The following is a 14,486-nucleotide window of genomic DNA, read 5'->3' on the forward strand; positions in this document are numbered from 1 at the left end:
TTTCCCTGATACAAAAAAATCAATAGTAATAATTAAAATAATAAATATCTACTATGAGAACAAAATTATTTTTCTTCGTCATTATGTTTGTTACAATTGCAGGATATGCGCAGCAAGATGCACAATATACGCAGTATATGTACAACACAATAAATATAAATCCTGCTTATGCAGGTTCTCGTGGCGCTTTAAGTATTTTTGCTTTGCACCGCGATCAATGGGTAGGACTTGATGGAGCTCCGAAAACTAATACTGTTTCCGTAAATACTCCAATCAATAATAGCAATATAGGAATCGGGCTTTCGCTGGTAAATGACAAAATTGGTCCAACAAACGAAAACCAAATCTCTGCAGATATATCCTATACAATACATACTTCTGAGGACTGGAAACTCTCATTTGGTATTAAAGCTACAGCTGATATTTTTAATATTGATATTGATAAATTAAATCCTGAGACTGCTGGAGATCCACAATTTCAAAACTTCACTACCGATTTTTCTCCTAATATTGGAGCCGGAGTTTACTGGCACTCTGACAAAGCATACATTGGATTATCAGTTCCTAATTTTATAGAAACCAATCGTTATGATGATAATGATGTAGCAATTTATAAAGATAAAATAAACTATTATTTAATGGCTGGGTATGTTTTTGATCTCTCTTATGATTTAAAATTTAAACCCGCCGTGCTAACAAAAATGGTCGAAGGTGCTCCTCTTCAAGTAGATGTATCAGCAAACTTTATGTTCTTTGAGAAATTTACTGTTGGAGTAGCCTATAGATGGAGTGCTGCCCTAAGTGCTATGGTAGGATTTCAAATTACAGATGGTCTATATGTTGGATATGGATATGACAACGAAACTACCAATTTAAAGAACTACAATTCAGGTTCGCATGAAATCTTCCTGCGCTATGAAATCTTCAAAAACAACGGTAAAATCACAACTCCTCGTTTCTTTTAAAAATGATTATTATGAAAAATTATATACTCCTTTGCTTAACAATCATAAGTGCTTTTTCATTTAAAAGTTATTCTCAGCAAGCGAAAGTAAACTCTGGTGATAAAAAGTACAATAACTATGCTTATGTTGATGCGATAAAGACGTACGAAAAAGTAGCCTCAAAAGGATATAAATCTGAGGAAATGTTCAAAAAGCTTGGTAATTCCTATTACTTCAACTCTGAGTTTGACGGCGCAGCAAAATGGTATGGAGAATTATTTGCAATGAATACCAATGTTGAACCGGAATATTATTACAGATATGCACAATCTCTAAAATCAACCGGACAACTTGATAAAGCAAACAAAATTCTTGACGAATTTAATATCAAATACAAAGGCGATAACAGAGGTAGACTTTATAAAGAAGATGTAAATTATCTGGACCAAATCAAAGCAAATTCAGGACGTTATAAAATTGAAGATGCTGGCGTAAACAGCAAATATTCTGATTATGGTACTACTGTTTACAACAACAAACTGTATTTTGCTTCAGCAAGAGATACCGGTAATTTTTCGCAACGCAAACATAAATGGACAGGAGAATACTTTACCAATTTATATAACGCAGATATTGATGCCACGAATAATAGTGCTTCTAAAGTACATAAATTCAAAAGTGCCATAAATACTAAATTTCACGAAGCAACACCTGTTTTTACAAAAGATGGCAAAACAGTCTATTTTACAAGAAATAACTATGTAAATGGTAAAAAAGGAAAAGATGAAAATAAAATTACTTTAGTAAAAATATACAAAGCAACGCTGGAGAATGATGGCAAATGGGGAAATATCACAGAACTGCCATTTGATAGCGACAATTATAGTACGGCACATCCTGCACTTAGCCCAGACGAAAAAACACTTTATTTTGCATCAGATATGCCAGGAACAGTAGGACAATCTGATATATATAAAGCAAGTATAGATCCAAGTGGAGGCTACGGAACGCCAGAAAATTTAGGAAAACCTATTAATACCGAAGGAAAAGAAACTTTTCCGTTTGTTACCAATGAAAAGGAAATTTATTTTGCATCTGACGGACATCCCGGACTTGGTGGTCTTGACGTATTTGTGGGACAAATTGAAGAAGATGGCACTATTACAGGAATTGAAAACCTTGGAGCCGACATTAATTCTCCTAAAGATGATTTTGCCTACATCATAGATCCGGTAACACGACTAGGTTATTTTAGTTCTAATAAAGATGGCGGAATGGGTTCTGATGATATCTATAAATTCCTGGAAACAAAAAGACTAAGATGTATTCAGGAGTTAAACGGAACCATTACAAACTCTGAAACCGGAGCAATTTTACCAGGAGCAACAGTCACGTTATATGATATGGGATCAACCACACCAAAGAAAACAGTTACTGCTGATGAAAACGGAAATTATACTTTTGCCGTCGAATGTGGAAAAAGCTATAATGTAAGAGCCGAAAAAGTTGAATTTTCTACCAAAGAAGTTAACATAACAATTGGAAAACTAACCGGAAAAACAAATCTTCCAATTGCTTTAGATCCCGAAACTTGCAAAGTAACTGTTGGAGATGATTTAGGAAAATGCTTCAAAATAAAAATGATTTATTTTGACTTAGACAAATCAAATATTCGAACAGAAGCCGCATTAGACTTAGAAAAAATATTGGTTGTATTAAATGACAATCCAACAATGAAATTAGATATTCGCTCACACACAGACAGTCGTGCATCATTCAAATATAATGAAGCCTTATCTGATCGAAGAGCAAAATCGACAATACAATGGCTTGTTAAAAATGGTGTAGCGCCAAACAGATTAACTGGAAAAGGTTATGGCGAAACCCAGCTTGTAAACAAATGCGCCGACGATGTTCCTTGTACAGAAGCCGAACATCAGGAAAACAGACGTAGTGAATTCATAATCACTGCACTATAGTTGAAGTTTAGTTAAGATTATTACACTTTTGCCAAAGCTGTCTTTTTTTTAAGGCAGCTTTTTTTTTGGATCAACACAAAAACCTGTGGAGAAATTTAAAATATTTTGTATTGACTAATTATTTTAACCGCAATCCCGATAGCTATCGGGAGCAAAGTTTTTTAATACATATGGGATTTTATAAAAATACAGAGTTCGCAAAGCTTTACCGTTAATCTTGTCTTGCGTATTTTACCGCAAAGCACGCAAAGGTTTTATATTTGCAAGGTTTTATAAAAATACAAAGTTCGCAAAGCTATATTGATAAAGCTTTGCGAACTTTGCGTTTAATATGCGTAATTCTCGACAAAAAATCTTTGCGTGCTTTGCGGTTAAATTCATCCCTTAATTTTTATAGCTCTACAGGTTTCTGTATTGATCCTTTTTTTTGCATAAAAAAAGTCGTTGCAATTCTACGAATTACAACGACAAATAAAAACCAACCAGTCCAATATTTTTCTATATTCTCGCGAATATATTTGTGTAGTATTTGTTTCCAGTTCTGGGATCAATTGTTACTGATATGCCAAAATGGGTATAGTTTCCTTCGATATTTTTTTTGTGACCAGGGCTTGCAAGCCATGATTGCAGTACAGCATCAGCCGTTTTGTAGTTGTAAGCAACGTTTTCTCCAACGTTTTTAGCACCAAGCAACTTCATAATATTTTCAGAACGCGCAACAAAATCACTATGATCTACAACAGCTTTTTCGATCATATATTCATTATGCTCCTCGCATTTAGAAGAAATGTGGTTGATTTTTTGCAATGCATTCAAACCAATACTTACTCGGTAATTGTTTATAGCTTGCATTGTCTCCAGCTCAGAATCATTGTAAGTGTAATTCATCACTACTTTTTCCGTCGAGCTGCTATTTTCAGTTCCCTCGGCCGTGTCAGCAGAACATGAGTTCATTGTAACTGAGATTACAATGAACAGCATGGTGCAGATAATCTTCTTCATAGTCAATAGCATGTTAAAATTTTAAAGTAAATGTTGGGGCAAATTCTTTAAACTTATATTTGGATAAATCTTCTTGTTTCTTAAGCCAAACGTATTCAATTTATCGTTAAACTACAAAAATAATCGACGAACTACATTATTATTTTATTATTAAATGTAAAATTCTTACAACTACGAAGATAATCGTTCAATCTTCCATGAAAAATCAGATTGACTTGTATATCGAATTCTGTCATGCAATCTATTAGGTCTTCCTTGCCAAAATTCTACCTCTAAAGGAGTTACTAAAAATCCTCCCCAGTTTTCAGGTCTCGGAATTGGTTTTCCTTCAAATTCAGCCTCTAGTTTTATTAAATTTTCTTCTAAAAATGCTCTCGACGGAATCACTTCACTTTGATGAGAAACAATCGCACCAAGTTTACTTCCGTCAGGACGAGAATCAAAATAATTATCCGAAATATTTTCAGAAGTTCTTTCGGCAATTCCTTTAATGATTACCTGACGTTCCATTTCCTGCCAGAAAAAAGACAAACAAACATGCGGATTTGCAGCAATCGCTTTTCCTTTTTCCGAATCGTAATTTGTATAAAAAATAAATCCTTCCTCAGAAAATTTCTTCAACAGAACAACTCTCGATTTTGGAAAACCATCCAAACCAATTGTCGAAACCGTCATTGCGTTTACTTCTCCGCTTGCACCAAAATCTTCCACTTCATGAAACCATCGGTTAAAAAGATTAATTGGATCTTCCGGAATATTACTTTCTAATAATTCACTTTTCTCGTAAGACTTTCTATAATTACTTAAATCGTTCATGACTTTAGATTTTAGATTGTTGATTTTAGATTTTAGAATTTTTGTTTCAGGTTTCAGGTTTCAAGTTTCAGGTTTCAGGTTTGTCAGGCTGAGCGAAGTCGAAGCCCTTCTTGTTATAAAAGCCCTTCTCCCGACGCCTCGGGATCGCTCAGGGTGACATCTGTAGATTCACATTCCAAAGCTTAAAAACTTAGCATCTCAGAACCTCAGTACCTTAGAGCCTTATTAAACAAACTCAAAAGAAACCCCATCATTCCCTAATAAAACATTTGGGAAAACAGTTTCAGCTTCTTCTTTAAAACGTTCGATTCCGTCATATCTTGTAGAATAATGTCCTAAAACCAAATGTTTTGCGTTTGCTTTCAACGCGATCTTTGCCGCTTCTATTGCAGTAGAATGTAAAGTTTTTGACGCCAATGCAGCTTCAGATTCCAGAAAAGTAGATTCGTGATACAAAACATCAACATCTTTTATAATCGGGATAATGTCTTCCTTATAAGCCGTATCTGAGCAAAACGCATAACTCAATGCAGGAATCGGGTCAAAAGATAATTTCTCATTCTCGATAACCGTTCCGTCATCAAGCGTTACATTTCCACCGCCTTTTATTTTCTGATAGTATGCCGTATGAATATTGTAATGCTGAACTGCTTCTACATTTAGTTTTCTGTCTCCCGGTTTTTCCTGAAACAAAAATCCATTTGTATAAACGCGATGTTTCAACGGAATCGTTCTTACAATTACTTTCTGATCTTCAAAAATAACTTCGCTTTCCTTAGATTCCAATTCATGAAAAAACAAATTATAAGTTGTCCAGGATTCCGTTAGTTTCAACTGAAGAAGAATAAGTTCTTTGATTCCTTTTGGTCCGTAAATATGTAAATCAGTTGTTCTTCCTAAAAGAGAAAAAGTCGAAATAGTCCCAATTAATCCGTAAAGATGATCTCCATGCAAATGCGAAATAAAAACGTGATTTATCTTTGAGAATTTAATCTTGTTTTTACGTAATTGTACCTGAGTTCCTTCGCCACAATCAATTAAAAACATTTTGTTCTTAATTTCTAAAACCTGCGAAGTTGGGTTGGTAAGTGTTCTGGGAGTTGCGGCATAACAGCCGAGTATGGTAAGCTTCAATTTTTTTGTTTATTTGATTATTTGTTAAATCGTTTAATCGTAGAAAACTAAAATCTTAAGTAAAATCGATTAAACATTTAAACAAATTTAGCTTATAATAGTTACATCGTAAAATATTATAAGTCGAGTAAATCAATTAAACATCATATAAAATCGATTAAACAGCTAAACAAATAAAAAATTAAACCAATTTTAAAAACCTAAGTCTCTTTCGATTTCTTCCATTTCGATAATATCGTGTGCTTCCAAAAGTGAAGGAACTACAACCAATTTATCAGAAATAGCATTAAAGTCAAGATCAGAAACTACAATTACAAACGATTTTTTGGCTTTCTTTTGTTGCTTCGAAAGCGGTAAAAAAAGTTTCAAATCACCTTCTGCCAATTGAGCATTTGATGATAAATCGATTATAATATTTTGTTTTTCAAAGGTTTTAAACTGCTGCGTCACTTTCTCCAAAAAAGAATTAAAATCTCCCTGGGTATCTTTAATCGTAACGGTATGTCCTTTTTGATCTACTTTCATTTTATTATATATAGGCTCTGTTTTCGAGAGCTAAGGTACGTTTTTTTTGTTTCAGGTTTCAAGTTTCAGGTTTCAAGTTTGTCAAGCTTAACGTCCCACAACGTGAAACCTGAAACTTGAAACAATTTAAACTTTACTGAATCTTAGAAGCCAATAAATAAATCACTGCCATTCTGATCGCAACACCATTCTCAACCTGATTTAAAATCACCGAATGATCAGAATCTGCCACTTCAGATGTAATCTCTACTCCTCTATTGATTGGTCCCGGGTGCATGATTACGATTTCTTTTCCAAGAGAATCCAGCAAAGGTTTATCTACACCATATTGTTGTGCGTATTCACGTGTTGAAGGGAAAAAGTTGACATCCATACGTTCGTTCTGAACACGAAGCATATTGGCAACATCACACCATTCTAATGCTTTTCTTAAATTTGGTTCAACCGTAACACCAAGCGATTCTATATATCTTGGAATCAATGTTTTTGGTCCGCAAACTTTAACCTCAGCGCCTTGCATTTGCAAAGCATATATATTTGATAAGGCAACTCTCGAATGCAGAATATCACCCACAATTACCACTTTTTTTCCGGCTACATCACCCAGTTTTTCTCTAATCGAATAACTGTCTAATAAAGCCTGAGTTGGATGTTCGTGTGCTCCGTCTCCGGCATTTACAATACTTGCTTTGACATTTTTAGATAAAAAATAAGCCGCTCCGGGATTAGAGTGGCGCATTACAACCATATCAACTTTCATTGATAGAATATTGTTTACAGTATCAATCAGGGTTTCTCCTTTTTTAACAGAAGACTGAGCTGCCGAAAAACTAATAACATCGGCAGATAAACGTTTCTGTGCTAATTCGAAAGAAAGTTTAGTTCTCGTACTGTTTTCAAAAAATATATTGGCAATCGTAATATCTCGTAATGAAGGAACTTTTTTAATAGGTCGGTTAATGACTTCTTTAAAATGATCGGCAGTTTCAAAAATCAGGTTAATATCATTCTCGTTGATATATTTAATTCCTAATAAGTGATTTACGCTTAATTCTTTCATTTTTTATTGTTTAATTGTTTTGTTGTTTAATCGTTTATTTGTTAAAATATTTAATCGGGGGTTTTTCCGATTAAACAATTAACCGGTTAACCGATTAAACTAATTCGTCACTAAGTGAACAACATCTTCACCATCATTTTCTTTCCAGCTCACTTTTACTTTTTCGCCATTAATAGCATCGACCTGACGACCGCGATAATCGGGCTGAATAGGTAAATTACGGCTAAAACGTCTGTCGATTAGAACCAGTAATTCAATTTCTGAAGGTCTTCCAAAAGATTGAATTGCAGTTAAAGCTGAACGAATGCTTCGTCCGGTAAACAAAACGTCATCAATAAAAATGACTTTTTTGTTTTCGACTATAAAGTTGATTTGGGTTTTATTTGCTTCAAGCGGTTTATCAGTTCTACGGAAATCATCTCTAAAAAAAGTAATATCCAGATAACCCAAAGAGATTTCGGGTGTTTTGTATTCGCTTTCTAAAATTTGTTTTAAACGCTCCGCCAAAAAAACACCTCTCGGCTGAATCCCAATTAAAATTGTATCGGAGAAATCAAGATGTTTTTCGATTAACTGACAAGCCAAACGATGGAGTATGATAGTAACTTCTTTTGAATTAAGTAATACTTTTTGGCTCATAATTAGTTGTAATGTTTGGTTGGGCAAATATACAAAATCAGAATTTATTTGTTGGGGTGTTGGGAAGGGAAATATTTTTTTTTGATTTGGGTGAGAGATTTAGTATTGAGAAGCAAGTTGCTTTTAAAGATAGGTCTTGCACTAATAAAATATTTTTAAATTACGGTTTTCCGTATAAATTTTCTATTTTAGATTTCTATTTTTGAAAAAACTGAATAAACATCTAACAATCTACAACGACATGTTATAATTTAGTATAATTTAAAACGAAAACAGCATGCTAAAAACTAGAATTACTAGATTTAAAATTTTTAAATTATTTGGATATCAAGACGTCGATATTGACTTCAGTGATAGATACAAGATTTTAATTGGTGAAAATGGATTAGGAAAAACTACCATTCTTAATGCTCTATATTTTTTATTAGATAAAAAGTTTAAAAAATTAAATAATTTAAAATTTGAATCGATTGAATTAACATTTGGTAATAAAAGTAAAATATCATTTACCAAAAGTGACTTAAACTTTTTTATTGAAGGTAGAAGTAGAAATCAAGAGAGTCATTTCTTTCAACTTTTAAGAGATAAAATAACGAAAGACAATATTAATACATTCAAAAAAATAATTTTAGATAAAAATATCAATGAATTAGCCAAACGAATAAGTGTTAGTGAGCAACTTAACAAGATAGACATTAAAATAAATGCTCCTACAAAATTCATATATGATAACATTACAAAGTTCATCGAAGAATTTGAAGCAATAAATTTTCAAGGAGTTATTGATATTTTAGATTTAAATATTTCATCAAAAATTCTATATTTTCCAACATATAGAAGAATAGAATCTCATATCGAAACACTTAAAATCAAGCGTAATTCACACCAAAGTGTTCAAATATGGGAGGAAGAAGATTTTTCTACTTCAAATTTAGATGATAATTTAAAATTTGGAATGGAAGATGTGAAGGAACGTATAGAATATTTAACTGAAGAAATCAGAGAAATGTCTCTATTGGGATTTTCTGAAATTACTGGAGATCTATTAAGTCAATTATCTAATGAATTTAAAAACTATACTTTAAAAAATAAAGTTGATAACAAAAATTTACAAATTATACTAGATAGAGTTGGTAATTCAATTAGCGAGGTTGATAAAGAAAATATAAAAAATTACATAAAATCTGGTGACAAAAATAACAAGGGATTATTATATTTAATTGATAAATTAATTGATTTATACAATGACCAATAAATTCTAGATGTCTCAATTAAAAATTTTGCAGATACTTGTAATAATTATTTAAATTTAAAACAATTTGTATATGATGAAAGTTCAGTATCTCTAAAAATCTTCAGATCTAATTCTACTGATGAAATTGAACTTGAACAATTATCATCAGGTGAAAAACAAATAGTTTCACTTTTCTCTAAGATTTATTTAGAGCTTGATAAGTCCTTTATTATATTATTTGACGAACCAGAACTTTCTCTTTCTATTTATTGGCAACAAAGATTGTTAACCGATATTTTAGACTCAAAAAAATGCAATTTTTTACTTACTGTTACTCATTCCCCTTTTATTTATGACAATCAATTGGAAAATTACGCCTTTGGTTTAACTGATTATATTAAATTTAACTAAATGCAACCACAAGATTTACTAAACAAAGCCAAGTCACCTAAAACAGCATTTCATAAATTTGTTCTCTTACATAGACAGGAACATATTAAAGATTTATTTTGTTTTTTTGAAGGTTCTGATTCTCAATATTATTTTCCCAGAATAAACATTTACAATGAAAATCATCATCCCATAATTTGTGGAAACAAAAAAGCAGTCTTTGAAGTCTACGACTTTATAAAGATTAAGTATCCAAAATATAAAACTTCATTTTTCGTTGATTCTGATTTCGACGAAAATACTGAAAAAGTTGACCTATATACAACATGTGGTTATTCTATTGAGAATTTTTATTGTACCGAAAATGTAATAAATAGAATTCTAAAAAATGAATTCTTCCTTAAAGTTACAGATTCTGAATACATAAAATTAATGGATTTGTTCAATAAAAGACAAAAAGAATTCCATCAAGCAACTAGTTTATTTAATTTATGGTATTTCTCAGCAAAAGAAAAAGCAAAAATGCTAAACCAATCAACTAATGTTAGCTTGGATGAAAAATTCCCTAAAGATTTTATTAGTTTTTCTTTTAATTCCATTACCTCCAACTATTCACTTAATGATATCAAGGAAAAATATCCTAATGCAATTGATGTCACAGAAGAAGATTTAGACAAAAACAAAGAATTCTTTTTTTCTAAAGAACCTACTTTCCGTTTTAGAGGAAAATATGAAATTGAATTTATAATAAAATATATAAATTTTATTATAAATGATGCTAATAGTAATAAAGTCATATTAAAGAAGAAGACTAAATTTAAAATAGATTCCGCTTTAGTTTTAACTCAACTTTCGCAATATGCTGAAACTACTAGTAATTTGATTAGTTTTCTAAAGAGTTGCGCATAATAATAGTTTGACTGTAATAGATATAATAACAGTATAAAATGAAAGCAAAAGTTATAGGAATCCCAGTTCAAGACCAAGAAATAGCATTACAATTTTACACTACAAAATTGGGTTTTATAAAAAAGCATGATGTTCCTTTAGGCGAAGGAAACAGATGGTTAACTGTAGTTTCCAAAGATGAACCAGATGGCGTTGAAATTTTATTAGAACCTTCACCAAATCATTTTGAACCGGCTAAAACGTATCAAAAAGCACTTTTTGAAGCTGGAATTCCATACACGCAATTTAATGTTGATAATCTTCAGGAAGAGTACGAGAGATTGATAAATCTTGGCGTTGAATTTATCATGAAACCAACTGAAATGGGAAATGTAAAAATTGCTATCCTAGATGATACTTGTGGGAATAAAATTCAATTAATTGAAATGTTGTAACGATTCGACTGGATTAAAATCCAGCTCTACAATATGGGCCGAACCTTTGGTTCTCTTTTTGGTTTGAATTATCCTTTAATCAAAATCATAAAACTTTTCAACCAAATTATGTAACACATTTTTTTACTGACTGAAGTAATTTTATTGTAAGCAAATTAGAATACTCAATTCTTTTTAAAACAATTAAAACAGCAAAATCATGCAAAAAAATATTACACGTTTGTTAATGGTATTCGTAATACTATTTTCATTTACAAGTTGCGAAGTTATTGGAGATATTTTTAAAGCCGGAATGGGATTCGGAATCTTTATCGTCATCTTTATTGTTGCGATAATCATTTTCATTTTTGCAAAACTCTTCGGTGGCAATAAGTAATCATAAAAAAATCCCGATTGCCAAAGCGATCGGGATTTCTTCTTATTATAAATTGAAATATTACAAATTGTACATTTTCTTTCTTAATTCCTGAATTTTTTCATCATCTAGGTATTCGTCAAATGTCATGTAACGGTCTATAGCTCCATTTGGCGTTAACTCCACTACTCTATTACCTACAGTTTGTGCAAACTCGTGGTCATGTGTTGTGAAAATTACTGAACCTTTGAAGTTTTTTAATGAATTGTTGAATGCTGTAATCGACTCCAAATCTAAGTGATTTGTTGGTTCGTCAAGCATTAAGATATTTGCACGCTCCATCATCATTCTTGAAAGCATACAACGTACTTTTTCTCCTCCTGACAATACACGGCTTGTTTTTAAAGCTTCTTCTCCAGAGAAAATCATTTTTCCTAAGAATCCTCTAATAAATACTTCGTCGCGCTCTTCTTCTGTTTTTGCGTATTGACGTAACCAATCTACCAATGTTAAATCGTTTTCGAAAAACGAGTGATTTTCTGCCGGTAAATAAGCTTGATTTGTTGTGATTCCCCAATCAAAAGTTCCTGCGTCTGCTTTTTGATTGTTATTTAAAATTTCGTAGAAAGCTGTTGTAGCACGTGAATCTTTAGAGAAAAGAACGATTTTATCGCCTTTTGCCATATTCAAATCTACGTCTTTAAACAAAAGATCTCCTTCTACAGAAGCTGCTAATCCTTCTACATTCAAAATCTGATCTCCAGCTTCACGATCCTGATCAAAAATAATTGCAGGATAACGACGGCTTGAAGGTTTGATTTCAGAAATATTCAATTTAGAAATCATTTTTTTACGAGAAGTTGCTTGTTTAGATTTTGCAACGTTCGCGCTAAAACGACGAATAAATTCTTCTAATTCTTGTTTCTTTTCCTCTGCTTTTTTGTTTTGCTGAGCACGTTGTTTTGCTGCCAATTGGCTAGACTCGTACCAGAAAGTATAGTTTCCTGAGTAGTGATTTATTTTTCCAAAATCAATATCAGAAATATGCGTACAAACCGCATCTAAAAAGTGACGGTCGTGAGATACTACAATTACAGTGTTTTCGTAGTTTGCCAAGAAATTTTCTAACCAAGCGATTGTCTCGAAATCCAAATCGTTGGTAGGCTCATCCATAATAAGCAAATCAGGATTTCCAAAAAGCGCTTGCGCCAAAAGCACACGTACTTTAATTTTTCCCTCAAGATCGCCCATTAAAGTATAATGATGTTCTTCGTTGATTCCTAAGTTAGACAACATCGCTGCGGCATCAGAATCTGCATTCCAACCGTTCATTTCTTCAAACTGAACCTGAAGTTCTCCAATTCTGTCTGCGTTTTTGTCGTTGTAGTCTAAATAAAGTTCATCCATTTCTTTTTTAACAGCATAAAGAACTTTATTTCCCATCAAAACGGTTTCCAAAACAGTATGCTCGTCGAACATGTTGTGATTTTGGTTTAAAACCGACATACGTTTTCCCGGTTCTAAATGAATGTGTCCAGAAGTTGGGTCGATGTCGCCCGAAATGATTTTTAGAAAAGTAGATTTTCCAGCACCATTGGCTCCAATAACTCCATAAATATTTCCGTGTGTGAATGTGGTATTTACTTCGTCAAACAAAATTCGTTTGCCAAATTGAACTGATAAATTATTGACTGTTAACATGAATGTCTTTTTAATTAATTTGGTGCAAAAGTAGGGAAAAAGGTTCAGAGTTGCAAAGATGCAAAGGAGCAAAGTTTTTTATCTAAACAATCATTTCTCGCGCAAAGACGCAGAGGCGCAGAGAAAACATATTTTGTCTTAGAATTTTCACCATATAAGTTATATAAGTTCATTTAAACTAGACTTATCAACTTAAAAAATACCAACAAAAAAACTTGGCGACTTGGCATCTTTGCTAGATTAAATCGTCACAGCTTGACTTTTAAATTAAACTTATAATATCTTATATAACTTATATGGTTTAAAATTGTAATTTGTTTACCTTCACTTTTATTTTTATTTAAAATTATGCAGGCTCCCATTTTATTATATCAAACCGCTCAAAGCAATATCGAAGTCGAAGTAACGTATCTTGATGAGAGTTTTTGGCTTTCGCAAAAGGCAATGGCACAGCTATTTGGAATTGAATCACACACAATAACATATCATTTAAAAGAAATATATAAAAGCTTAGAATTGGACCCTATTTCAACTACTCGAAAAATTCGAGCAGTTCAAATTGAAGGAAAACGAGAAGTAAACAGAGAAATTGATTTTTACAATCTCGATGCAATAATTGCAGTTGGCTACAGAGTAAATTCAAATCAAGCAACTCAATTTAGAATTTGGGCAACAAAAACGCTTAAGGAATTCATCATCAAAGGATTTGTTTTAAATGATGAAATGCTAAAAAACGGAAAATCTTTTGGCAAAGATTATTTTGAAGAATTACTGGAACGAATTCGTGAAATACGTTCTTCTGAAAGACGATTTTATCAAAAAATAACCGACATCTATTCTCTTTCTGCAAATTATGAAAAAGATAGTATTGAGACTAAAGCTTTTTTTGCAACAGTTCAAAATAAACTACATTGGGCAATAACTGGAAAAACCGCTGCAGAAATAATTTATACAGAAGCTGATGCTACCAAGATTTATATGGGATTGTCGACATGGAAAGATGCGCCTGACGGAAAAATTCTAAAAAGCGATGTCAGTGTTGCTAAAAACTATTTGAATGATGCACATCTTCAAGAGCTTAATAGAATTGTTTCAGCTTATTTAGATCTGGCTGAAAATTACGCCAAAAGACAAATTATCATGCAAATGGAAGACTGGACTGTCTTTCTAAACAATTTTCTACAACTTTCAAATTATCCAATTCTGAATGATAAAGGGAAAATTTCTCATTTGGAAGCAAAAATTAAAGCTGAAATGGAGTTTGATAAATTCCGCATTATTCAAGACAGAGAATATTTATCTGATTTTGATAAGGAAATAATGAAATTAAATAAAAACAATTAAGTAGATTTTCAAAAAAGTTT

General features: G+C 32.1%; 15 protein-coding genes. 8 read left to right on the forward strand and 7 right to left on the reverse strand.

What is annotated here, in order from left to right; genetic code table 11:
• Positions 1-53 precede the first annotated feature (53 nt).
• Both CLU81_RS03815 and CLU81_RS03820 read left to right on the forward strand, forming a co-directional pair.
• Positions 54-965, forward strand: coding sequence for a type IX secretion system membrane protein PorP/SprF (locus CLU81_RS03815; RefSeq protein ID WP_099708614.1), 912 nt, complete (start codon positions 54-56; stop codon positions 963-965).
• 11 nt (positions 966-976) lie between these two features.
• Positions 977-2,923: an OmpA family protein gene (locus tag CLU81_RS03820; protein WP_099712658.1), complete on the forward strand. Its 1,947-nt coding sequence runs from the start codon at positions 977-979 to the stop codon at positions 2,921-2,923.
• Between the two features lie 498 nt (positions 2,924-3,421).
• On the opposite strand, the gene CLU81_RS03825 is transcribed toward CLU81_RS03820, so the two are convergent.
• From CLU81_RS03825 to pyrR, 6 genes are all read right to left on the reverse strand, one after another.
• On the reverse strand, positions 3,422-3,877 hold the full coding sequence (locus CLU81_RS03825; RefSeq protein WP_233209648.1) for a CAP domain-containing protein: 456 nt from the start codon (positions 3,875-3,877) through the stop codon (positions 3,422-3,424).
• Between the two features lie 219 nt (positions 3,878-4,096).
• On the reverse strand, positions 4,097-4,741 hold the full coding sequence (pdxH, locus tag CLU81_RS03830) for a pyridoxamine 5'-phosphate oxidase (protein ID WP_099708615.1): 645 nt from the start codon (positions 4,739-4,741) through the stop codon (positions 4,097-4,099).
• Positions 4,742-4,966: 225 nt separating this feature from the next.
• Complete coding sequence (locus tag CLU81_RS03835) at positions 4,967-5,875, reverse strand: ribonuclease Z (RefSeq protein WP_099708616.1); 909 nt, start codon at positions 5,873-5,875, stop codon at positions 4,967-4,969.
• Between the two features lie 192 nt (positions 5,876-6,067).
• The gene (locus tag CLU81_RS03840; RefSeq protein WP_099708617.1) at positions 6,068-6,400 is read right to left on the reverse strand and encodes a ribonuclease Z; all 333 of its coding nucleotides are present in this window, start codon (positions 6,398-6,400) and stop codon (positions 6,068-6,070) included.
• 133 nt (positions 6,401-6,533) lie between these two features.
• Positions 6,534-7,460, reverse strand: a complete 927-nt coding sequence (locus CLU81_RS03845; protein ID WP_029273654.1) for an aspartate carbamoyltransferase catalytic subunit — start codon at positions 7,458-7,460, stop codon at positions 6,534-6,536.
• 99 nt (positions 7,461-7,559) lie between these two features.
• On the reverse strand, positions 7,560-8,099 hold the full coding sequence (pyrR, locus tag CLU81_RS03850; protein ID WP_099708618.1) for a bifunctional pyr operon transcriptional regulator/uracil phosphoribosyltransferase PyrR: 540 nt from the start codon (positions 8,097-8,099) through the stop codon (positions 7,560-7,562).
• A gap of 277 nt (positions 8,100-8,376) precedes the next feature.
• Between pyrR and CLU81_RS03860 the strand changes: the two genes are divergently transcribed.
• The 5 genes from CLU81_RS03860 (at position 8,377) to CLU81_RS26945 (ending at position 11,442) form a co-directional block, all read left to right on the forward strand.
• Positions 8,377-9,354 carry an AAA family ATPase gene (locus CLU81_RS03860; protein ID WP_099708620.1) on the forward strand — a complete coding sequence of 326 codons (978 nt, stop codon included), beginning with the start codon at positions 8,377-8,379 and terminating at the stop codon, positions 9,352-9,354.
• 15 nt (positions 9,355-9,369) lie between these two features.
• A complete protein-coding gene (locus CLU81_RS27305) occupies positions 9,370-9,744 on the forward strand; it encodes an AAA family ATPase (RefSeq protein ID WP_369804814.1) in 375 nt (124 codons plus the stop codon).
• A complete protein-coding gene (locus tag CLU81_RS03870) occupies positions 9,745-10,632 on the forward strand; it encodes a DUF4435 domain-containing protein (RefSeq protein ID WP_099708622.1) in 888 nt (295 codons plus the stop codon). It begins immediately after the preceding gene.
• A gap of 38 nt (positions 10,633-10,670) precedes the next feature.
• A complete protein-coding gene (locus tag CLU81_RS03875; protein WP_099708623.1) occupies positions 10,671-11,066 on the forward strand; it encodes a VOC family protein in 396 nt (131 codons plus the stop codon).
• Between the two features lie 199 nt (positions 11,067-11,265).
• Positions 11,266-11,442, forward strand: a complete 177-nt coding sequence (locus CLU81_RS26945; RefSeq protein ID WP_199174548.1) for a hypothetical protein — start codon at positions 11,266-11,268, stop codon at positions 11,440-11,442.
• A 60-nt stretch (positions 11,443-11,502) separates the two neighbouring features.
• Here CLU81_RS26945 and CLU81_RS03880 read toward each other — a convergent pair whose 3' ends face one another.
• Positions 11,503-13,122 (reverse strand): ABC-F family ATP-binding cassette domain-containing protein, encoded by a 1,620-nt coding sequence (locus CLU81_RS03880; protein ID WP_099708624.1) that lies wholly within the window; start codon positions 13,120-13,122, stop codon positions 11,503-11,505.
• A 348-nt stretch (positions 13,123-13,470) separates the two neighbouring features.
• Between CLU81_RS03880 and CLU81_RS03885 the strand changes: the two genes are divergently transcribed.
• A complete protein-coding gene (locus tag CLU81_RS03885) occupies positions 13,471-14,466 on the forward strand; it encodes a virulence RhuM family protein (protein ID WP_099708625.1) in 996 nt (331 codons plus the stop codon).
• The last annotated feature ends 20 nt before the right edge of the window (positions 14,467-14,486 follow it).

The organism is Flavobacterium sp. 9 (genome assembly GCF_002754195.1).
In the GTDB taxonomy this organism is placed as follows: domain Bacteria; phylum Bacteroidota; class Bacteroidia; order Flavobacteriales; family Flavobacteriaceae; genus Flavobacterium.